Annotated in this window: 16 protein-coding genes; 2 read left to right on the top strand and 14 right to left on the bottom strand. The window is 46.0% G+C overall.

Annotated elements, in window-relative coordinates; translation table 11 throughout:
- Nucleotides 1-225: 225 nt before the first annotated feature.
- The 10 genes from AC6B99_RS07725 to AC6B99_RS07680 form a co-directional block, all read right to left on the bottom strand.
- Nucleotides 226-1146 (bottom strand): nucleoside hydrolase, encoded by a 921-nt coding sequence (locus AC6B99_RS07725; RefSeq protein ID WP_046229273.1) that lies wholly within the window; start codon nucleotides 1144-1146, stop codon nucleotides 226-228.
- Between the two features lie 27 nt (nucleotides 1147-1173).
- Nucleotides 1174-2691: an ABC transporter substrate-binding protein gene (locus tag AC6B99_RS07720; protein ID WP_496663122.1), complete on the bottom strand. Its 1518-nt coding sequence runs from the start codon at nucleotides 2689-2691 to the stop codon at nucleotides 1174-1176.
- A 79-nt stretch (nucleotides 2692-2770) separates the two neighbouring features.
- Nucleotides 2771-3655, bottom strand: coding sequence for a carbohydrate ABC transporter permease (locus tag AC6B99_RS07715; RefSeq protein ID WP_155973508.1), 885 nt, complete (start codon nucleotides 3653-3655; stop codon nucleotides 2771-2773).
- 36 nt (nucleotides 3656-3691) lie between these two features.
- On the bottom strand, nucleotides 3692-4561 hold the full coding sequence (locus tag AC6B99_RS07710) for an ABC transporter permease (protein ID WP_143088637.1): 870 nt from the start codon (nucleotides 4559-4561) through the stop codon (nucleotides 3692-3694).
- A gap of 194 nt (nucleotides 4562-4755) precedes the next feature.
- The gene (locus AC6B99_RS07705; protein WP_496663121.1) at nucleotides 4756-6390 is read right to left on the bottom strand and encodes a response regulator transcription factor; all 1635 of its coding nucleotides are present in this window, start codon (nucleotides 6388-6390) and stop codon (nucleotides 4756-4758) included.
- 30 nt (nucleotides 6391-6420) lie between these two features.
- Nucleotides 6421-8157: a histidine kinase gene (locus AC6B99_RS07700; protein WP_494861875.1), complete on the bottom strand. Its 1737-nt coding sequence runs from the start codon at nucleotides 8155-8157 to the stop codon at nucleotides 6421-6423.
- Nucleotides 8158-8627: 470 nt separating this feature from the next.
- Complete coding sequence (uidA, locus tag AC6B99_RS07695) at nucleotides 8628-10427, bottom strand: beta-glucuronidase (RefSeq protein ID WP_496663120.1); 1800 nt, start codon at nucleotides 10425-10427, stop codon at nucleotides 8628-8630.
- Between the two features lie 68 nt (nucleotides 10428-10495).
- On the bottom strand, nucleotides 10496-11848 hold the full coding sequence (locus AC6B99_RS07690; RefSeq protein ID WP_496663119.1) for an ABC transporter substrate-binding protein: 1353 nt from the start codon (nucleotides 11846-11848) through the stop codon (nucleotides 10496-10498).
- Between the two features lie 27 nt (nucleotides 11849-11875).
- Nucleotides 11876-12706 carry a carbohydrate ABC transporter permease gene (locus AC6B99_RS07685; protein WP_046229276.1) on the bottom strand — a complete coding sequence of 277 codons (831 nt, stop codon included), beginning with the start codon at nucleotides 12704-12706 and terminating at the stop codon, nucleotides 11876-11878.
- 13 nt (nucleotides 12707-12719) lie between these two features.
- Nucleotides 12720-13673: a carbohydrate ABC transporter permease gene (locus AC6B99_RS07680; protein WP_327204955.1), complete on the bottom strand. Its 954-nt coding sequence runs from the start codon at nucleotides 13671-13673 to the stop codon at nucleotides 12720-12722.
- A 188-nt stretch (nucleotides 13674-13861) separates the two neighbouring features.
- Between AC6B99_RS07680 and AC6B99_RS07675 the strand changes: the two genes are divergently transcribed.
- Nucleotides 13862-15667 (top strand): sensor histidine kinase, encoded by a 1806-nt coding sequence (locus AC6B99_RS07675; protein WP_496663118.1) that lies wholly within the window; start codon nucleotides 13862-13864, stop codon nucleotides 15665-15667.
- Nucleotides 15660-17264, top strand: a complete 1605-nt coding sequence (locus tag AC6B99_RS07670; protein WP_494861885.1) for a helix-turn-helix domain-containing protein — start codon at nucleotides 15660-15662, stop codon at nucleotides 17262-17264. Before AC6B99_RS07675 ends, AC6B99_RS07670 begins: the two co-directional genes overlap by 8 nt.
- Nucleotides 17265-17387: 123 nt before the next feature.
- Here AC6B99_RS07670 and AC6B99_RS07665 read toward each other — a convergent pair whose 3' ends face one another.
- The 4 genes from AC6B99_RS07665 to AC6B99_RS07650 form a co-directional block, all read right to left on the bottom strand.
- Nucleotides 17388-18335 carry a glycoside hydrolase family 43 protein gene (locus AC6B99_RS07665; RefSeq protein ID WP_496663117.1) on the bottom strand — a complete coding sequence of 316 codons (948 nt, stop codon included), beginning with the start codon at nucleotides 18333-18335 and terminating at the stop codon, nucleotides 17388-17390.
- 199 nt (nucleotides 18336-18534) lie between these two features.
- Nucleotides 18535-18984, bottom strand: coding sequence for a MarR family winged helix-turn-helix transcriptional regulator (locus AC6B99_RS07660; protein WP_056041780.1), 450 nt, complete (start codon nucleotides 18982-18984; stop codon nucleotides 18535-18537).
- Between the two features lie 210 nt (nucleotides 18985-19194).
- The gene (locus tag AC6B99_RS07655) at nucleotides 19195-19863 is read right to left on the bottom strand and encodes an NAD(P)H-dependent oxidoreductase (protein WP_496663116.1); all 669 of its coding nucleotides are present in this window, start codon (nucleotides 19861-19863) and stop codon (nucleotides 19195-19197) included.
- 239 nt (nucleotides 19864-20102) lie between these two features.
- The gene (locus AC6B99_RS07650; protein WP_496663115.1) at nucleotides 20103-22370 is read right to left on the bottom strand and encodes a helix-turn-helix domain-containing protein; all 2268 of its coding nucleotides are present in this window, start codon (nucleotides 22368-22370) and stop codon (nucleotides 20103-20105) included.
- Between the last annotated feature and the right edge of the window lie 4 nt (nucleotides 22371-22374).

Genomic DNA, 22374 nt, shown 5'->3' with positions numbered 1-22374 from the left:
TCCGGTATAAAAGCTTCGATCTCCACTATGATTCTCTCTATGGTCAAAAACAGCTTTTTTGCAGGTTCATAGCTAATATACCATAAATTTACCAGATTCTGTGATAGATTAAAACGCGGAAAAGCCGCTTCCCTCGCAGCTTCATGACAAAGAACCCCCGCGCAGCGATCCAATCGGTGCGCGGGGGCTCAAAAACAAACAAGCTACGGACCCTTAATCTAGCTTCTAGCTGCCATACGTCAATGCGAGCTTAGCGAACATATCTTCCAGAGTAAAGCGGACATCCACAAAATGATAGACACGGATCATTCTTTCCTTCTGATCATGCACATAGTACATATCCTCGGTTATTCTCGGAGCAGGCTTCATTTCATACCCGTATTCGTGCTCATCCAGAAGCAGGCTTATGGCAGGTGAGTCGCCGAGCGACCACATTTCACCTTTGGGCCACGGGGAGTCCTTGAACGCTTCTGCTGCCCAATTGTTGAAGTCGATCAGCTGCTGGAACAAATATTGCCCGATTTCACCGTACGGCTTAACCTTGTACATCAGCTCCGCAATACTTACCCTCATCGTCGTATAAACGGTGTGCGGCACCTGCCACAGCTCCACTGATGATTGGAACACCACATTAGCGGCAGCAATATCGTTAAACAAGTTATACTCCCAGCCACCGAGCGGCCAGTGCCCGCCGCCAATCCAGACAACTGTCAGCCTATCCGAGATCCGCGGTTCCATAAGCAATGCTGACGCCATATCTGTAAGCGGTCCAAGGAATACGACATACAGCGGAGAGGAATCCTCCTTCATGGCTTCATGCACAATCGCAGCAGCCCCCTCGGAAGGGACGGGCGTTTCTTCGTTCTCCAATGCGCTGACCGCCCCCTTATAGTAAGGGACCTCCTCTTGCAATCCCATAATCGAGAGCACCTTCTCGATCTCGTCATAGCTTTGCTGCATCGTGTCCTTCCGGTTCATCATCGAAGCCGTTTTTTCAAATTGGGCAGCTATAATACCTTTTATCCTGAAACGAGGAGTCAGCAAGGCATGGACAATGGCAAATTGATCATCAGCTTCATTTTTCGCGTCGGTATTAATGATTAGCCTGATTTTCTTGGACTCCGGTACATCAAACGGCAATTTCATACTCCGCCACCTCCGTTTTTCAACTTTTTATTTGCCGTTAGCAGCCGCCCATTCATCAAGCTGCTTTTGTTTCTCAGCAATAATCTTATCCAGCCCAGCCGCCTTCAGCTTCTCGTTATACTCCTCAATGAGTGCAGGATCCAGCGAGCCGGATTCCAGCCCGACCTTGTATTGATTGACCACGTTAGTCGCCGCGGCCACCTCCGTTTTTACCGGCGTCGCATCGAAGGAGAAACCGAGTGCCGGAGATACCTTCGCGGATTCGTTGAATTTTTTCGTCTGCTCCCAAATATCCTTATCCGTACCTTCCCACACATATGTTAAAAAATTGTTGCCCACTTCCCATTGGTTGAACTGATATGTCGTTTCCTTCACGCCTTCTGGAAGCTTGATCGTTCCGTCCTCATTCTTCACATAGTGCTTGCCTTCAATGCCGTTCGCCAGCAAGTTCATCACTTCGGCATCCGAATAAAGCAGGTTAAGAAGCTGCATAGCGCGTTCCGGGTTTTCGCTGTTGCGGGGAACCGACATCATAAAGCCGCTTGCTCCATTCGATTGGATCACAGGCTCAGACAGATGGACACTGGTCATTTCATAACCGGTAGTCTTGGATTCCTGTGCCTCAAAGCCTGGCTTCATATTATTAAAATAACCAAGCGCTTTGCCTGCTTTTACGAGACTTGAGCCCTGCTCCTGCGTCGTTGCTACGTCCTGCATAATATAGCCGGCTTCATACCACTTGCGTGCAAGAGTGACCTTATTTTTGAAAATGTCTGTTTCCAGCAGATTTACGACTTTCAGATCATTACTGTCCAGCAAAATCACGCCAAGGCTGTCTCCAAGCGGATCGATCTGCGGTGTATACATTTGATAAGCAACCGTGCCTGTTTGCGTGCTTTGAACGAGAGGCACAATGCCCGGTTCCTTATCCTTAATCGTCTGGAATACTGTACCAAGATCCTCAAAAGTCTTGACTCCCGAAAGATCAATGCCGTGCTTGTCAATCAAATCCTTACGCATTACCATGCCATAATCTGCGCCCACGTCGCGTATGCTCGACACGCCATAAATACTTCCGCCGATTTTCGTACCATTGTAAATTTCCGAAGGCATCGTATTTTTAATTTCCGGCGCATACTTCTCAAGAAGCTCTTCAAGCGGCAGCAGCTGTCCTTTGGCAACCTGAGAGCTGTAATTAAAAAAAGAGGAAGTAACAAGCAGGTCCAGAGGCTCGTTGCCTGCCAGAAGAAGATTGACCTGCTGGTTCCATGCTGCAATATCAATAGGCATCAGCTTCACAGTCGCATTAATTTTGGACTTGGTAATTTTGTTTATCTCCTCCTGCACCGCCGCAACATCCGACATCGTGCCGAGATTAATAAAGGCCATCGTCAGTTCCACGGCTTCGCTATCGCCGGCTCCAGCTTCACTTCCAGATCCGCCAGGCGAAGCGTTGCCTCCATTTTCCGAACTGCCGCAGGCTGCAAGAAGCAGGCTTAGTACAAGCATAATCGATAAAAGCAGTGTCGTTGTTTTCTTCTTCATCTTCGATTTCCCCCTGTGTGCTGATGATCATAAATCTATACCAATCGGACCTGCGAGATCCGAGCTTGGCTGCCTCTAACTAACCTTTAACAGCTCCAATGGTAAGGCCTTTAACGAAATACTTTTGGAAAAAAGGATACACACACAAAATGGGCAATATTCCTGCAACTGCCATCGCCATCCGCACGGAATTCATAGGAAGTCCCGCCGCAGCCGTGCTGTTGTTGCCCCCAATGTTGGTTTGCTGTAGAAATTGGATATTACTCAGCATCCGGTTCAATAAATTTTGGATACTGTATAATTCAGGCTCCGTCACATAGATCAAGCCGTTGAACCAGTCGTTCCAATAGCCAATCGTCAGCATGAGACCGATAGTGGCCAAAATCGGTAAAGAAAGCGGTATCACGATCTGGTAAAAAATTTTAAACTCCGTTGCCCCGTCAATATAGGCCGATTCGATAATGGGAACCGGGATTGAGGTGCTGAAAAACGAGCGGATCAGCAGAATGAAGAAGCCGTTTGTAAGCAGGCCAGGTATGATCAGCGCAAGCAGTGTATTTTTCATGTCGAATACCTCGGTAAACACGAGATATGTCGGCACCAGCCCCCCGTTGAACAGCAGCGTGAAAAATACGATAAAGGACAGCGTCCCCCTCAGCGGCATATCTCCCCGCGACAGCGGATACGCCAGCAGCGCTGAAATGAGCAGCCCCACGGTTGTCCCGATAATTGTAATCGTTACCGTTATGCCGTAAGCCTTAACCAGCGACGTGGATTTATTCCACAAATACTCGTAAGCCTCGATGCTCCATGCCTTAGGCAGCAGGCTGTATCCATCCCTCACAATCGCCTGCTCCTGTGTCAGTGATGATGTGATTAACAGCAGAAACGGAAATACGCAAGCAGCTGTCAGCAAAATAAGGATGGCATGTACAGCATATTGATTCATATGGTTCGTCTTCATGAAGTTACCTCTCCTAACAAGAACCTTTTTCTTATTCTAAAACAGCGCCTGATCTCTGTTCTTGCGGCTCACAGCGTAATTAGCGGCCAATACGAGCACAAAACCGACAAGCGATTGGTACAAGCCCGCAGCCGACGACATTCCGATATCTCCCAAAGTCATGAGTCCTCGGTATACGTATGTGTCTATAACATCTGTCGTTGGCTGAAGAGGACCTGAATTAAGCGGAACCTGATAGAACAGCCCGAAGTCAGAGTAAAAAATACGTCCGATCGCAAGCAGTGTCATAATGGTAATGGTAGGCATGATGAGCGGAACGGTAATGCTGCGGATTTGATGCCATTTGTTTGCGCCGTCAATCGTCGCTGCTTCATAATATTCGTGATCAATGCCAATAATAGAAGCTAAATAAATGATGCATAAATACCCTACATTTTTCCAAATATTAACAATTGCGAGAATATACGGCCAATATTTAGCCTCTGTATACCAAGCTATCGGATCCATACCGAGCAGCGGCAGCAGTTGTTTATTGATGAAACCGCTCTCTACATTGAGCAGCGACAATCCGAGATAGCCGACAACGACCATTGAGATTAAATACGGCAGCAAAATGGCACTTTGATAGAAGCGCGACGCAAGCTTCTTCTTTACTTCATTTAATAAAATCGCTACCGCGATAGCCAACACCGTATTAATGACGATAAATGCGCCATTGTACAAAATCGTGTTGCGCGTAATAATCCAGGCGTCCTTCGTTTCAAACAAATATTCAAAGTTCTTAAACCCGATCCAATCGCTCCCAAGAATTCCTTTGGCATAATTAATGTCCTTAAACGCTATGACAACTCCAAACATGGGCAGATAGTTATTGATAATCAAATAAATCATGCCCGGAATGATCATCAGGAACAGTGCGCGGTAACGCTTTAATTTTCTCAAAATAAAATTCAGCCGCCCGCTTTCTTTCCGCTCTCCTGCACGAACAGCCTGTGCGATTTGCGGTGTTTCCATCGCCTTCCCTCATTTCGTTGTTGTATTCTATCTTGTAGCTCTATTGTAGGGTGTACGGAACATAGGCAATAACCACTATCCGGACTTTACAGTTTCGAAATCTCGACCTCTTTCGACTGGGCTTGCTTGCGGTAATCGCCTGGATTCATACCTGTCATTTTTTTAAACAGAGTGGAAAAATAAGATAGATTGGAATAGCCTGACTGCAGGGCAATATCACTAACGGTGTAATCTGGCAATGCTAACAGTACTTTTGCATATGCAATGCGTTGTAATTGTACATAATCCGAAATGGACATGCCCGTTTCCTTCTTGAATACCCGATTCAAATAATCAGGGTTCAAATATACGCAGCCCGCTACCTCTTCCCGGGTCAGATTTTGCTCGCCTATATGCTCTTGAATATAGGCCTTCACGCGGTCGACCACTGAAAGGCTTTTTTGAGTGGCGTGAATTTGGCTCATCGACACGTCAATGAGATAAAGGATCCATTCCTTGAGTGACGACACGGAGCGGAGCACCTCTTGCGGCTTGTCTGTAAGCAGACTTTTCGCGAACACATCATTGGCCTGTAATCCCTTCACTTGCAGCACAAAAAACATCATCTGCAGAAAATTTTGATAAAACAGCTGCAAGGCCTGAGCGTCGACGCCGTACTTCCTGTCCCTCAAATCATCCAAATAACAAGCGACAGCCTCCGTCAACTTATCCCTGGCTCCCATTTTCATCCACTCTTCCCACGAACTCATGGAAGGCGGCTGCAGGGTTCCCACTTTAGACTTCTTGTAATGGCGAAACAAAAAGGTTTGATTGAAATGCGTCACATTGTCACGGTCCATTTGAATAAGATTGTAATAGCTTGTCACCATTTCAGTAGCATACACAGGCTGACCGATGTAACAGTTTAAATCACAGCTAAAGTATTGGCTGCAGCCGCGCACATAGCTGATGCAATCGTCCAGCATCGCTGTATCCATCCTATCTGTTGATGCTTCAAGCAGCACAAGCAGCCCACCATTAGGAACGGATATGACGGCGGACCCGGCTTCATTTTTCAAAATTTGCTCATTCGCTGCATTTCGCAGCGCATACTCCATAATCTGCTCATCCCGCTGACTGAGCGGTTTATACCATTTTTGGACGCGAATTAAGATCGGCAAATATTTAGACCTCACCAGATTAGGCAGCTTGCTGCTCGCAGCATATTCGGAGATTCTTTCCGGGGAAGAGCCTATGCTTTGCTTGATGAGCTCCTGCCAAAAACGCTCTTTCATCAACGGCTTTTGTGATTCCCAAAGCTGAGCATAATGCTTGTAATCGCTTTCATACATTAGAAGCTCCTGTGTTTTTTCGATTTTAGCTAACGCTTTACGGATTACTTGCTCCAGTTCTTCATAATCAACCGGTTTAAGCAAATACTCGAAGCTGCCCAGCTTGATCGCTTTCTGCGCATAAGAGAAATCGGAATGCGATGTCAAAAAAATCGTCTCTACCTTTGGATCATGCTCCCTTACCCATTCCAGCAATTCGATGCCTGTCCCTTTAGGCATTTCGATATCGCACACCATTAAATGAATCGGCTCATTCAAATAAATTTGCTGAGCCTGCTTCAGGCTTAGCGCGGTATGCACATGTTGAACCTTCAAGGATTTCCAGCGGACGCCTACCTCCAGCCCTCGGATCGCATGAACCTCATCATCTACAATTAATACGGTAAACATATAAGCCCCCACCTTCTGGATGTAGTATGATCATGAATGTCCAGCAGCGGGCATTGGCAGCGACATCGTTACGATAGCCCCGCCGCCGCTCTGATTGTTCTCGAAGGTTATCGCTGCGTCCGATTGATAGAGCAGCCTCAGCCTGCGCTTAATATTCCAAATCCCTACATGCTCGCCCTCTTCGCTTATTTTTTCCTCATCGGCATGCAGACTACTCAGCACTTCTTCGGGAAAACCGGAGCCGTTGTCTTTTATCGTGATTACAATACGGTTCCCGTTATCCGACTCCAGCAGCGCTGCAACAACCTCAATTGTAATTGGCTGATCGATATCAACCGCATGTTTAATGGTATTTTCAACGATTGTCTGAATGACAAGAGGCGGAATTTCAACCTCCTTCACTTCGTCCTTCATTTCGATGCTGCTGCTCAGCGAGTCAGGAAACCGAAGCTGCTGGATACGCAAATAATTGGCAGTATGCAGCAGCTCTTCTTTTAACGGTACGACATATCGGTTCGTTCGAAACATGTAACGGAAGTAGACGACCAGACACTTCGACATTTCCTGAATCAGCTTGTAATCCTTGACCGTTGCCAAATTGTAAACAATGTTTAACGAGTTCAAAAAAAAGTGCGGATTAATTTGCAATTGAAGCAATTGAAGCTCCGACTTCTGATGGTTTAATTTTTCTTCATATACATCGATCTTCAGTTCGCGAATTTCCGCAATCATACGATTGAAAGTTTCATTAACGATTTCAAATTCGGTGGACGTACTGCTCTGATGTAGTCTTGTACCCCAATGACCGTCTCTCGTCTTCCTCATCGCCACGACCAACTGCTTCATCGGCTTAAGAAACACATAGCGTATAAAAAATAAAAATACGACAAAAAAAACGACAGCACCCGCCGTTATGAATGAGGATACCCTCTGTAGAAAAGGAAGCTTTTGCTGAATAACATCATCCGGCACAAGCGCCATAAGTTTAAAATCGCCTTTGTCCGACGATTCATCCATCATTAAAAATGATCTCTCCTTGCCCGTTATCGTATACGCTTCTGAGGAGCTTGCCAGTTCAATGCCTTCCCTCTCGATCATCTCGCTTTGGCTCATTGGCTTGAGTTCGCCCGTCGTCAGCAGTGCGGCTCCCGCTTCGCCGAGATCGATCAGATTTAAAGGCACCATCAGCTTATTGCTGTTAACCCACGCCCCGACATACACCCCCCCGCTGCGTATAAGACGCAGCAGCGCATAATTATGGTTACGTCCTTCCCACACATGCCAGTCAGGACCGCTGTAGGCCCCCGGCTCCCCCTGCAGCATCTGCATAATTTCCTGTTTGGTTGCGTCCCGTTCTTCAAACGATGAGCCGAACTGCTGGGTCATAATAAGCTCACCGTTTGTTATCGAATAAACAAAAAAGAGATCGATTGAACGATGTACGCTAATATCTGTCATAATCGTATTGAACAGTCGCAATTTGCTCATCATATAGGTCGTTTCGTTATTTTGTCTCGGCAATTGAAATCCGATCAGATCGGTATCATTTTCCGTAAAATCGAACAAATACTCATCCACTTCATTCAAATTGCGGTCGATTTCATTCATATACAGACTGAGCAGATTTTTGTTCGATTGGGCGACCTGATTACGGACAACCCCCACTGAATAAATGCTATTCACAATAATGACGATTACAAGCGGAACGATCATAAAGAGGATACTGGCAAACATTTTAAACCGCAGCGAATTTAGATATGCACGCATCAGGCATCTGTCCCTTCAAGCTGATTAACTCGTAGTTTTCGTAGCGAAATATTCAGTCTCTTTCAAAGCTGCAGCAGTCGCCTATCCTAATTGTACCCCCAAATCCTTCATAACGCTTTTGTTATGACGACCTAAACATTATGAAAATCGGACTAGAACCGGACTTCCTACCGGAATAGAATGAAACGAATGATGCAAGCAGCTATGTGAAAAAGAGAAAGCGCCCCTATCTTTGAGAAATGGTGTTTGGCTAAAACAACATCGCCCAGAGAGAGGAGCAACTTTAAGGTGAAGTCTATCACAAAAATCTCAAATTTGAACACGGAATTTCCTGTCATAAATGCATAACAAGAAAAGCAATCAGGCCAGCCCGGTCTTGGTTGCTGATGCCAAAACCGGGCTGGCCTGATTGCTTCAGGTGTAGGGTTCATTAATGACACTACTCATCGTCGTCGTCGTACATAAGCAATTTAGCTCTTATAATAATAGTCTGGAATCGCTTCCCACCGTTTCTTCAGCTCGTGCGCCGCTAATTTCGGCTTGCGGTCACGCGTAAAAACCCCTTTCTTGTTCCCTTGAACGCGGAAGATGCCCTGACTGGTGCTGAAATCGGCAAAGTTCCATACATGCTCGCCGACAAAATTGCTGCACTCGTCGAAAATCTCATGATTTGCCCGTAAAAATTCGGTCTGAAATTCCTCGGTAAACATGACGGGATCAACATCATGGAAGCCTGCGATCGTATCCGCGCCATATTCCGTCATGATGATTGGCTTCTCTGGGCAGCGCTTCTTCCAGCCTTGGAGCTCCTGGCGGAGTCTCGATTTAGCAATCTCCCATTCCCCGCCTTCAACGTACCAGCCGTAATACCGATTCAAGCAGAGAACGTCTACCAGATCCGATACCTTGCAATGCTCCGGGCTCCCTTCCTGAAGCGTCACCACTGTGACGGGGCGTCCTTGCGGGTCGCATTCCTTCGCATATCGGAGCAGCGGCTCGAAGTACTCACGCGCCCCTTCCTCGGAAGTCGCAGGCTCATTGGCGATGGACCACAACACAACGCATGCATGGTTCTTGTCTCTCGCAATCAGCTCGCGAATGGCTTCCCGATGCGCTTCATAGGTTCTCAGCTCTTTCCACGTGTCCCGTCGCTTCCCACCCGTCAGCGTTGGAATGAAATTCAAATGCAGACCGACGGCAGCCACCTCGTCGATAACGACGAATCCTTCCCTGTCAGCCAGTCTCATGATTTCTTCCGAATATGGATAATGGGATGTACGGAACGAATTGGCACCCATCCACTTCATCAATCGAAAATCCATGACATTGGCCGCCTCGTTAATGCCACGTCCATGAATCGGCGAATCCTCGTGTTTGCCGAAGCCCTTGAAGTAGAACGGTTTGCCATTGATTAGGAATTTGCCGCCCGCCACTTCCACAGTCCGGATGCCAAAGGGTTGATCATACTCATCGATGATTTCTCCTCCTTGAACTAGCTCCACCTTTAACGTGTACAAATAAGCATTCATAGGCTCCCAAAGCTTAGCATCCGCCAGCAAGAAGCTCCCTTGCTCCCCTTCTCCTTGGGCAACGATGCTTCCCGCTTCATCTAGGATATAGATACGCACGTCGGACTCTCCGGTGCTGTCAATCTTGCAGCTCACTTCCGCGGAACCGTCATCCTTGACGCTTGATATAATCTGTACATCTTGTATATAGCTTTGAGGTGTCGTGTAAATTTTCACAGGACGATGCAGCCCCGCATAGTTAAAGAAATCGAAATTGGGATTATTCCGAGCGACTTTGCCCACTCCTTCAATATCGCGCTCCACGAAATGTCCCACGGGCAGCGTCGATTCGTCCAAAATATTATTGACGGCAACTGTCAGCCTATTTTTATGCGGCAGCAGATGACCGTTCAGTTCCACTTCGAACGGTGTAAAGCCGCCCGTATGCTCTACGGCCAGCGTTCCATTGATATACACCTTCGCTTCATGGGTGGCCGAGCTGAATCGAAGAACGATTCGCTGCGAGGCCAGCGTCTTTGGAATAACAATTTCCCTTTCGTACCAAACCCATCCTACATGATTTCGTATTTCGGCGTTCACGCCGATATCGTTATAGGAAGACGGAACAGCCATCGCAATCGTGTCGCTTAGCGACTGCATCTGCCATCCTTCCAGTAAACCGATTCCGGGATCTGTTTTGAAATTCCAAATGCCGGACAAATCGATAACGCTGCGAGAAGACGTATTAATAGGGTATAGCATCCTTATCACTCCTCATAATGGATAATAGATGTGCAGCGCGAATACCCATCCGCGCTGCACATAACCTTTTACTGCTTGGAATCAATAATTTTCTGAACCTTTTCTTGTGTATTGCGAATCGTCGTATCAATGTCGACGCCGGATAACATCATTTTGTCGAATTCCTCCAGGAACACCTTTTCTAACTCCGCATGGTAAGGAACAGCGACAGCTGGGGTGGCCTGCTTCGTGTTTTCGAGAACGTACATCAAGGATTCCTTATCGATTTTTTCAGGCGTTTTCGTGCCCGCAATAATGTTGTCTACAACCTTGTTCAGATCGGCTTTTTTCCACGCTGGGAAGTTCTTGCCCTGCAGGACGATTCCTTCCGTAGTGAACCAGCGGATAAAGGTGTAAGCAGCTTCTTTATGCTTGGACTTGCTGTATACGCCAAATACGTCGCCGCTGACGTTGCCTGTGAGCGGATCCCCTGCGTTCATCGTCGGAAGTGGTGCGAACACGGTTTTGAACGTTGCAGGTACTTGCTCCGTTCCCCCTGCTTCCGGCACCAAGAATGATGCCATCGTAATCATGCTCGTATCCTGGTTGAAGTATTGTGGACGGTAATTTAGCTTCTGGCTCACAATTTCTGAGTAAGGCGTCGCCGAGCCTTCTCGTTCCCCTTGCAGACGAACTTCCAACGATTTCCTTATTGCAGGAGTATCGATGTTTGCTTTCAAGCCATCGTCCGTCGTGAGATTAGCTCCGGTAGTCGATTGCCCCATATTCTGAATGAAATAACCGAATTGAATCCAGCTGTGGAAATAGGTGCCGTATTGCGTTTTGCCGTTTGCGGTCGTCGTCATCGCCTTGGCATACTCCATATACTGGTCCCAGGTCCATTCCTTCGGAAGCTCCAGTCCCGCTTGATGGAGACGGCTCTCATTGATGAAAACCATAGGTGTAGAAAGCTTGCCTGGCAAGCCATAGGTTACATCTTTGATTCGTGTGTCCGTGGAGTACTCGTCCGCCAGAGAGAAACCTTCCTTCTCTATATACGTATCAACTGGCTCCAACAAGCCGAGCTCGGCGCGCTGGCTGAGAAATGCCATGTTACTAAACATAATAACATCCAGATCGTCGCCAGAAGCCGCGGCTAAATCCAGCTTTTTATAATATTCATTCGAGTTGTTGTCTTCTGCGGAGTTGAACTCCACCTTGATCCCAGGATGTTTCTTCTCGAACTCCTCGATTACGATATCCCAATTATCAGCTTTCTTCGGATACCAAGTATGCAATTTAATGGTGACTGCCCCGTCTGAAGAGCCCTTGCTTCCCGTCTCCTCCGCCGTACTATTGCCGCCTGCCCCCGAGCATGCTGATGTTGCAAGCGCAACCAAAACCGAAACGACAGTCGCCTGAATCCATTTTTTCTTTAACATCGAAATTCCCCCTTGAATAATAGTTTTCTATCCTTTGACACTTCCCGAGGCCACGCCTTCAATCACTTGTTTCTGGCCTACAATGAAGATGATCAACAGTGGCAAGATCGCAGAAACGGCTCCCGCCATCATAAGCGAATAAAACTCTCCATTAAAATCGGCAAACTTCCGAATCCCCAGCTGAAGCGTGAACAAGGCTTCAGAGCGCAGGAAAATAAGTGGATTCTGATAATCGTTCCATGTCCAAATGAAACGCAGAATCATATAAGTCGCAAGCGCCGGCTTGACTAACGGCAGCCCGATCCGGAAGAAAATAATCCAATGATTCGCGCCGTCGATTCGCGCAGATTCGATAATCTCATTATGGACGCTCATGAAGAACTGGCGCAGCAAGAACGTGCCTAATACTCCCGATGCTGCAAGCAATACAAGACCGAAATGGCTATCGAATAGACCAAGCCAGCGAAACATCATAAATTGCGGAACAAGGATGGCCTGAGAAGGAATCATGTAAGTAGCCAGCACTAAGATAAACATAGCTTCCCGGCCTTTGAAGATCACCTTGGAAAATCCATAAGCAGCCATAGCCGAAATGATTAACGACAATGCGGTAGCCATCAGTGTCACTTTAATGCTATTCAAGTAATAAAGAGTGAATGGAACAGCACCAGACCAGACTTGTGTGTAGTTTTCTATCATGTACCATGTTTTCGGAATCCATTGTATGGGGTATGTCATAACCTCCAATTCAGGCTTGAACGAGGCCGATAACATCCAAATGAATGGCAGGATAAAAAATATCCCGACGATTCCCATTAGAGCCGTGACGATCAGACGGCTCGCGCTGACGGATTGCATATGTGTATTCCCCCTAGTAATTTACCCATTTCTTCTGACCCACCCATTGGATAAGTGTCACGAATAAGATCAGCAGCAGCAGCACGATCCCCATCGCAGACGCATAGCCGGATTGCAGGTTAACAAACGCCGCTTCGTAAAGGTAATAAACGATGACCGATGTAGAGCCGGCAGGGCCGCCGCTGGTCAACACCATAATGAGATCGAAAACCTTAAACGAGCCAACCACACCTGTAATAAGCAAAAAGAAGGTTGTCGGAGAAAGCATGGGCAAGGTAATAGTGAAAAACTGCCTCAGAGGAGAAGCTCCATCTACATCGGCCGCCTCATAAATATCCTTTGGAATTCCCTGCAAGCCTGCCAAATAAATGACCATATTAAAACCAAGCGAAGTCCAAACCATAATAATCATGACTGCAATCAGTGCGAATTGCGGGTCCGCCAGCCAAAGCGGCGGATTCTCAATGCCTATCCCCCGCAAAAATCCGTTAATTGGTCCGCTGTTGGGATGGAACAAGACTCGCCATAATAAAGCGATTGCCACGAAACTTGAAATGAAAGGCATAAAGTAGATGACTTTGAAGAAATCTTTAAAGTAGGTTGCTTGGTTAATCAAAGCCGCGAGCACCAGCGCGAAAAGCATCGATACGGGAACAACCGCGATCATGATGACATTGTTCCGAAGCGCTCGATGGAACCCTTCATCATGCAGCAAATTATTATAATTCTCAAATCCGATAAAATTTAGCCCATCGAGCCCTGCAATGAAGTTCCACTCGGTAAAACTTATCAACCCTGACAAAATGATCGGGATAACGACCAGCGTCATAGTCAACAACAGCATTGGCAAAATAAATAGATAACCATTAATCATGTCGTAAAACCCTTGCTTGCGGATTCGGAGAGCCTTGCCTGTTTTCGCCCCCTGATCCAAACCATTTCTCGTTGTCTGCTCCAAATTTGCCACCTCACTGTCCTCTATGTCTTCCTCATTATAGGTGCCGCGTTCCATGCAAACATGCAACGATTTTTTCTATAGCAAAAAAGTTTTGCGATATTTTTTCCCTCATTGCAAAAAATGTTGAATGAATCGTTCATCAGCATGCTGTAGTATGGCTTTATAAAGAAGAATGGCAACGAGGGGTGCACAACATCATGCGTGTTATATTAAAGCTAAAACATTTATCCTTGCGGCAAAAGCTGATTCTGACATCTATTGCCTGTCTGGTATTGCCTACGGTAGCTATGCTGTATATTAGCAGCTACTACTCCAAGTTAATTATTCGAGAGCACACCCTTGAGAAAGCAACGCAATCCCTTGCCATTGTACAATCTCAAGCCAATGCAATTATGGAGGAGCTTGTGTCTATCTCAAATTTCGTCCAATTCGATCCCGAGATTAAAACCTTGCTGGAGGAAGCCCAGGATCATCCGATTGCTGCTAGACAACTAACGACCCGGCTAGAGCAGATTGCGGGAGAGAAGCCTGATTTACGGCTTACGCTGCTGACAAGGGATGGCCGCGCTTATTCCGATTATTCCTTTTACGATTTCGAGCCACAGCAATTTACTCAGCAGGACTGGTTCGCCAAGGCATCCCGACTGACGGCATACGAGACGTTGTTTTTGGGTGGATTGCGGAACTACTTGCCGCCGCTGGATCAAGATCAAGGATATGTTTATTTGACGGCTCGGGCATTGACGGAGGCTGTTGATCAAGCCCCCTTCGCTTATTTGATTGTCAGTCGAACGGAAGACTCCATTCGAGATCTGTTCGCTGGCTTGGAAGAAGATGTTTACCTGCTGAGTGACGAAAATATCATTCTATCCAATCGAAACGCCGACGTAATTGGTCAGCCATTCCACACGATCATGAACGAGGAGACAAGCTCTTCACCAAGCTTTATTCACCTGCGAGGAGAGAATCAAATTCATCTCTCGCTTCCACTCCGTTATGCGGACTGGAGACTGGTAAGTCTGGCTCCTTACGAGCAGCTTACCGGTAAATTAAATACCTTCTATCAGTCCGCCTTATTGCTTCAATCGCTGTTTGCCATCTTTTTCTTATTTGCTTTGACCTATCTATTGGGTAGATTCACGAAACCGGTTCGATTGCTGGGCGAGGCGGCCAAGAAGGTGGAATCCGGGGATTTGCAATACCGCTCCAATATTCGCGGCCGTGACGAGATTGGGCGGCTCGGACGCTCATTCGACATGATGCTGGATCGGATTCAGCAAATGCTCCAGCAAGTTGAGATCGAACAACAATTGAAGAGGCAAGCGGAAATGGCGATGCTCCAGGCGCAAGTACATCCGCACTTTTTGTTCAATGTCCTAAGCTCCATACGCTTGAAATTATTGTTAAAGCATGATGAAGACACCGCTCATGCGGTCGGCTCCTTAGCCTCGCTGCTGCGGGCAAGCTTGATGAGGCAAAATGAATTCGTAACGCTGTATGCCGAGATTGAAACGACGATGCAGTATATTGATTTAATGAAATTTACAATGAGATTCCCGACCGAGTGCCACCTAGACATTCAGCCAGACCCGTTAACCATAACGGTGCCTAGATTTATTTTGCAGCCAATCATCGAAAATGCTTATAAGCATGGATTTACGCAGAGCGGCGGTATCATCACGATTAAGGTAGCCACGGATGCTCATATGCTGCGTATCACAATCGCAGATAATGGTCTGGGCATGACACCAGAGACGCTTCAGACTTTGAAAGATCGATTCAATGTTCAGAAGCGGGACGTAATTGAGAGGATGATGGCGGAGGAGCGTACAGCCGCCTCAGGAATTGGATTATTTAATGTGTACAGCAGGTTGAAGTTGATTTATAGTGACCGTTTTGAGATGAACATTCATAGCGTGTACGGCGAACAGACGACAGTCGTATTAATATTCCCTGCTGCTGAGCCAGCCGAATCTGTAGAGGTAGGTGAACACCATGTTTAAAGTTGTTATTGCAGACGACCATTACCCCGTGCTTGATTATTTAAGCAATATCATTCCTTGGTCCAAGCTTGGATTTGAGCTTTCCGCGCTCTGCTCCAATGGAGGTGAAGCATGGGAAGCCTGCCAGAACCAACAGCCGGACATTCTTATTACGGATATCGGTATGCCCGTGATGGATGGTCTTGATCTCATCGAGAAGGCTCGCGAGGCAAATCCTCGTTTGAAGACCATTATTTTATCCTGTCACGAGGATTTTCAATATGCCCAAAGAGCCGTTAAGCTTAACGTCAACGATTATATCCTGAAGGAAAGCCTTCGCATGGAGCATGTCGTTACGGTTCTGCAGCAGCTTGCTTGCACGTTAGCCGAAGAGAAACAAGCCGAGAACAACCGTCTCCAGCTGCAGAACGTCGTGCAGCAAAATCTGTCCGCCATTCATACCCGATTTATTCGCAAGCTGCTGGAGCAGCCGATATGGAACGAAGCGGAGTGGAACGACGAAGCAGAGAGGATGGGCATCCACCTCCGTGATGGCATGCCATACCTGCCTGTTGCGGTGCTGCCGGAGCGCTCCTTCGAGCTCGCAAGCCGGTTTGGCGGAGCCATGAATATGCAATTCGTCATCGACAACGCCTTGCAGGAATTGGTTCAATACGAAGGTGTTATCTTGCTTGTACCGAACGAACGCCAATACTTCCTTCTGTTTCCTTTCCCGGCCACATTGAAACGTAATCTTCATGAGGACATCCGCTCCGAGCTGAAGCGTGTTCAACAATTAGTGTACCGACATCTCAGTATTGGGATATCATTCTATCGTGGTGATGTGGCTCGGGATTTCCTGCAATTGAAGAAGCAATTACAAGATTTGATGAATGTGAAGATGTTCCGTTTCTATGCAGGAGAGCTCGTCTTTGCGGAGCTGCGGCCGCTCCAAACGACGAAAGAAGATTTGTTCCTGCATTATGCCAAGGCCTTTCAGGAGCTGAAGGACAGCATGCTTGGGGGAGAAAGGGCGCTCATCCAATCTACGGTGAAGCGATGGGGAGCATTCATTCAAGATCGTGTTTATCCAGTCGAATCTGTGAAAAGCTGGGTACTAAAAATGGCATTGGAGCTAGAGCTCAAATATACGGTGATGCAAAACTTCGTGATCAACTTCAACAGTGAGCTGCAGCAGCAGCAAATCGCTTCTATCGAAACGCTGAATCATCTTTTGGAATGGCTTCAGAACTTTCTCGAAGAGAAAGCTACCGATATTCAGATGCTGCGCGACCATACGGTACGGAGGGAGATCGCGGAAGCCCAGCGCTACATTCAAACCCATATTGGAGAGAAAATCGCAATGGATGAGATGGCCCATCGGTTGAATCTGAATCCGTCGCACTTCAGTCGTATTTTCAAGCAGGAAACCGGGGAAACCTTCGTCGAATTCGTCACGCGGACGAAGATGGAGAAAGCGAAAGAGCTATTGAATCAGTCCGACATGACCGTGGTAGAAATTGCGGAGCAGCTAGGCTACGAGCATACCAGTTACTTTATTAAGCTGTTCCGCAACGCCTCCGGCATGTCTCCAAACGAGTATCGTAAATCAATGTGAGCACATACAACTTAAAAAATACCCCCATTAAATATAGAATCCAGCTCATATGCGAGCTGGATTCTAATAAGATTATTTAAACAGCAGATTCTACCATAAAAAAAGAAAGAAATTTATGCTTAGTCATCCCCACTTAGCCAGGATAGCATCGTACTCACTCTGAGTGACCGGCATCACCGTTCCATGGCGTTTCTTTAAACGACCAAAAGCATATTCTTCTGCCGCCGGCTTCCGCCAGCACTTCCCGGTTGTATCGCCGATATTCGTTGTAACGAGTGGCAAGTAGCCACGATTCGTTCCATACTGATCAACAAGAAGCCCCCACTTCTCTTCGCCGTTAAACTTGAAAAACTCTGGACCCTCTACATCCTTTCCAGTTAGTCCCAGACCTAATGACTCAAGTGTAGAAATAACTTTCCATTCCCCCATAAGTCGCTCGCTGGATTCGATCGTGATTTGTCCATCGCCCGAAGCTCGATAATACATACCGCCTGCTTTAATAATAGTGGTGTCGATAATCGTACGATCTTCACCTCGAGTGATGTACAGTTCAGAAGGTGTAAAGGTTCGAAAATCCCGTGTTTTGCTGGCGTAGATGTGCAATCCCTTTTCCTTGCCGTTACTGGACACCATGCTGGAAGCCCAGAAAACCATGTAATCATCTTCCTCTTCATCATAGATCGCTTCCGGCGCCCAGGCACAGCCCGCTTCCTTTGGAGCGACCTTAACCATTCGAGGCTCAGACCAATTCACCAGATCGGACGACTCCCAAATCATGAGCGAGTGGCTTCCGGTGACCGTTGCTTGAGACCCTTGCCAACCGCCGCGATGATAGATACTAAGATCAGTAGCCATTAAATAGAATTTGTTGCCGTCGATGCTACGAAGCAAATACGGATCTCGAACTCCCTTTTCGCCGATTGTTGAGCGCAAGACGGGTTGATTTAGATGTAGATCCTGCCAATGGAGCCCATCTTGACTCAATGCGAAATAGATCTGCTCCCCGTCCTCCTGTTCACCGATAAAGTGTGCAAATAAATAGCCGTAAATTGGCTCTTTCGTATTTTTCATGTGCCCTCCATCATGTTCTGCCTTTAATAAATCGTTCAGAAATTGCATTGATGAAATTTGCAGCAAAAAAAGACCTAATTCAATAAAGTGCGTAGAACCGCAATTTGGGTGCACCCCTTCGAATATAGATCTTGCAAGCCTGAACAGTATACAGGTTTCTTGAAATAGGAAAAATAAGCTGCACAACGGCTGGATTTACCTATTGACGGCATTCGCTCGCCTTAATCTCTTTGACATTCTTATTTAATTTTGATAATACTGCCCTAAAAGCAACAAGTTCTTCTTCACCAATATCAGCGAGCAATGCCCTTGCAAAACTCTCTTTCTCTCTTTGTGCATTTTCAATTAAGTGTCGCCCCTGTTCTGTTAGTCGGACTAGAATTATACGGTTATCATCCTCTTTTCTTCTTCTTAATATAATCTCGTTTTCTTCAAGCTGTTTAATATGTCTAGTAACGGCTGACTTATCAATGGTCACTTTTCTTTGCAAATCACCTTGACTGATTTCGAACTCTTGGTAAATTAATGAGAGTATTTCAAAACGAGATTGACTGATACTAATGCAGGCATCAAATGAGGTATTAATCGTTTTGTTTACACCATACATTTGGAATAAAATTGCGGCTTCCTGAGCCCAATCTGTTTTCAAGAAACATCCCATCTTTCATTAAATAGATATTTGGCAAATTTTTTTGACAATGTATTAGACACTATACCGCTTAATTTCTTTTTTTACAAGCAGCTAGGCAGCTCGCCTATGCTCCACAAAAACATGTATAGCTTATGCCTGTTCCATAAAAAAAAGCCGCTCTAATAGCAGCTTCTTTTACTTCGTCTAATTAAATTATACTTTGTCGGTTTATCTCCACTCAACGATGTCACTCAGGATTTGCCTTGTTTTTGGACGTTTAGGCTCCTCTAGCCGATATCCGAAAGCAACTAGGCAAGCTACCCCAAATTCGTTATTATGAATAATTCCCTCTTCTTCAAAAATAGCAGCCACCTTCTCTCGGTCGATGCCTTCAATTGGGCATGAGTCAATCCCGATTTGAGCCGCAGCTGTCATCATATTACCGATAGCAATATAACTTTGTTTACATGCCCATTCAAAAATGAGCTGGTCATCATCTTGAAGTTCTGTTTCAGTAAACGTTTTATAAATGCTGGAAACAAATCGGGCAATGTCTTCCGGCATATGTTGAATATCCTGCATCATTTTGTTTACGTAAGGAGAATCGAATCTAAGCCCGCTTTGTTTTCTAGCCAAAACAAACAGTAAATGGCTAGCAGTCGAAAGCTGTCCCTGAGCGCCGCTAGAAACCGGTCTTAATTTTTCACGAAGCGTAGAATCTTGAACTACGACAAACTTCCATGGTTCAAGACCAAATGAACTTGGTGATAATCTGCCCGTTTCCAAAATGAATTTAAAATCATTATCGGGAATCTGTTTGGCTGTATCAAAGTTTTTACATGCAAATCTAAATTCATAAGCCTTTAAAATTTCTTGTTTTTTTTCTTCGGTATTCATACAGAACCATCCTCCATACATGCTTTTTTTATTTGCCTGAAAAACTTAAAAGCGTTAATCTTTATATTGTTTATACATCAACCGTTTACACATCAACTGTTGATGTGTTAACAAGCGTTCTTTTTATTTTGGATGCTAAAGGGGATGCTTTCTGATACAAAAAAGGTGAGGACTGGTTTAATTACAGTCCTCACCTTTACGCGAAAAAACGAAGTCATTACTTCATTTGATAACCGATTTTATCCTTCCTCTCTGTACTGCCCCGGTGTCTTGCCCACAAGCTTGCGAAAGGAACGTATAAAATTGGCAGAATTATTATACTGCAGCCGTTCGGCGATTTCTACAATCTTCAGGTCGGACTCCTTCAGCCATTTCTTCGCTATAGCAATCCGATGCTGTGATAGATATTCCCCGAAATTAATGCCCGTCTCCTGACGGAACACACGGCTCACATAATGCGGGTGATAGTTGATGCGCGAAGCGCATTCCTCTAGCGTAAGCGCCGAATCAAATTCTCTTACTATAATATCAATTATTGCATCGGAAATATGCTTGAATTGAGAGTCCCGGCGAGTGCCTAACTCCTGGATATATGGCAGCACGAATATGGACCAGAACCAGTGCTCCATCTCCTGTACGTTTCGAAGCTTGAACAGCGACTGAATTAACGCCGCTTCATCCTCCGGAATCCGCTCCATTGGAATAGATAACTCCTGTCCAAACTTGAGAAGGGCAATCAGAAGCCGCAGCAATGACAATTGATAATCACGATGCTGCTCTTGAGGCCAAAACAACTCGCCAATTAATTGCTTCAAAGCGGCTTCTGCCTGCTCCTCATTTCCAACCCGGATTGCATCTAACAAGGCTTGCTCACCCACAATCGGATATCTGTTCAAATGACTCTTCTGCGGCTGCACATCTTCAATAAACAGGATCGATTCCTGCCCTAATCCTACCCTGGCCTTAAGGGCGGTCGTTGCCTCGTGAAGGGCTTGCTGCGTCTCTGCAAACGACACGAACGGACGGCTAATACCGATACTTATTTTAATCTCCAAGTACTGGTATATGGCCTTCTGAATTTCGTCTGACAAGTTGAAAATCTGCTCTTTAAAGCGCTCTCCCGTCTGCAAGGAACCGATCAGCGTCACTTGGTAGTCCGATTTGACAATCGGCTCCAGCCTTTGCTCGGAAAGAATCAATTCGCCAACGATGTTGTTAATAGCAAACATCAGCAAGTCCCGATTTCCTTCCGCGTATCTCGTATCCTTAAGCGTATCGATTTGAATCGCAACGACGCACATAGATGGCCACGGCTGCTCCAAACCATACAAGCTCAGCTTCTCTAAAAAATCATTAGGCTGAATCGTGCCGCCAAATAACTTTTGCATAAAAAATTCTTTAAGCTGCGTTTGCTGCCCCTTCAACTCATTCATAATAAGAGACTGATTACGAATCAAATAGTCAACGCGTTCGCCGATTACCTGAAGCTCACCGCTCGACTTCACCTTTTCATTCATTGCAGGAACAACTGTTAAAGAAGAATATAGGGATTGAATCGGACTGTACATTTTTTTGGAGCCAAACCAAGCAACGATGAGCGTTACGAGCAGAATAATCAAGCATACGAGCATGGTAATCCAGCCGATTATTTTATTTTGCTCGTTTACCTGCTCATTGGAAATGACGGATACATAGCTCCATCCGTTATAGGGGGATTTACGAAAAGTGACCGTAACTGCCTCTCCGTACCGATTAGTCGCGTATTGACCGATAGTTTCATTCGTATCGATAAATGATTTCAGATAGGGTTCATCCACGATTCGGCTTCCCAGTTTGTCGTGGTCACGGTGAACAATAATCGTGGCATTCTGATCCACGATAAATGCGCTGCCGAACTTACTGTTCAAAAACTCGTCCATATTTTTCATCACATCAGAGGACAATACCACACATATAATACCTGTTGGGTTGGGAGAGTTGAACGGATACTTTTTCACAAAATAAACGGACTGGAACGAATCAGGGAATTCTACTGATCCGCTGCTCCAGAACGAGCCCTTCGCGTTCCGTGAAAACGATTCTAGTACTGGCCTAAACTCAGGAAAGCTGTACTCGTTTACGCCGCTGCTCGAAACGATCCAATCGTTGTTCAGGCTAAATAGAAACACTTCCTTGATGCCGAGCTCATACGTTTGAATCTGCGAAATGCCTTTATATAGCTCTTGCACCAATTGGAAATCATGATTGGATAAACTTCGATTGAAAGCGCTTGTAACATTTTGCGACTGGAGCAGCTGTGTTGCAGAATTATCGATCGTCCTGAGTGTTTGCTCTGTACGCACCTGCATTTGTTTTAACAGCAGCTTGTTGCTCTCGTCCACTTTTTCCTGCACCGTTCCGGAGGCGTTAAAATAAGCGAACGTGCCTAGCGTAATGACCGGAAGCGTACCGATTAATATAGACAACAGCATCAGCTTCAATAAATAAGACGGGGACCGGAATCTCATAATG

This window comes from Paenibacillus liaoningensis (genome assembly GCF_059609455.1).
Note: the sequence above shows the minus strand (reverse complement) of the source record. Positions and strands in the feature narration are given on the sequence as shown.

Bases quoted from the DNA above. Each gene is read 5' to 3' on its own strand.
- AC6B99_RS07725 (WP_046229273.1), bottom strand. From the start codon at position 1,146: ATGAAATTGCCGTTTGATGTACCGGAGTCCAAGAAAATCAGGCTAATC.
- AC6B99_RS07720 (WP_496663122.1), bottom strand. From the start codon at position 2,691: ATGAAGAAGAAAACAACGACACTGCTTTTATCGATTATGCTTGTACTA.
- AC6B99_RS07715 (WP_155973508.1), bottom strand. From the start codon at position 3,655: ATGAAGACGAACCATATGAATCAATATGCTGTACATGCCATCCTTATT.
- AC6B99_RS07710 (WP_143088637.1), bottom strand. From the start codon at position 4,561: ATGATCATTCCGGGCATGATTTATTTGATTATCAATAACTATCTGCCC.
- AC6B99_RS07705 (WP_496663121.1), bottom strand. From the start codon at position 6,390: ATGTTTACCGTATTAATTGTAGATGATGAGGTTCATGCGATCCGAGGG.
- AC6B99_RS07700 (WP_494861875.1), bottom strand. From the start codon at position 8,157: ATGCGTGCATATCTAAATTCGCTGCGGTTTAAAATGTTTGCCAGTATC.
- uidA (WP_496663120.1), bottom strand. From the start codon at position 10,427: ATGCTATACCCTATTAATACGTCTTCTCGCAGCGTTATCGATTTGTCC.
- AC6B99_RS07690 (WP_496663119.1), bottom strand. From the start codon at position 11,848: ATGTTAAAGAAAAAATGGATTCAGGCGACTGTCGTTTCGGTTTTGGTT.
- AC6B99_RS07685 (WP_046229276.1), bottom strand. From the start codon at position 12,706: ATGCAATCCGTCAGCGCGAGCCGTCTGATCGTCACGGCTCTAATGGGA.
- AC6B99_RS07675 (WP_496663118.1), top strand. From the start codon at position 13,862: ATGCGTGTTATATTAAAGCTAAAACATTTATCCTTGCGGCAAAAGCTG.
- AC6B99_RS07670 (WP_494861885.1), top strand. From the start codon at position 15,660: ATGTTTAAAGTTGTTATTGCAGACGACCATTACCCCGTGCTTGATTAT.
- AC6B99_RS07665 (WP_496663117.1), bottom strand. From the start codon at position 18,335: ATGAAAAATACGAAAGAGCCAATTTACGGCTATTTATTTGCACACTTT.
- AC6B99_RS07655 (WP_496663116.1), bottom strand. From the start codon at position 19,863: ATGAATACCGAAGAAAAAAAACAAGAAATTTTAAAGGCTTATGAATTT.
- AC6B99_RS07650 (WP_496663115.1), bottom strand. From the start codon at position 22,370: ATGAGATTCCGGTCCCCGTCTTATTTATTGAAGCTGATGCTGTTGTCT.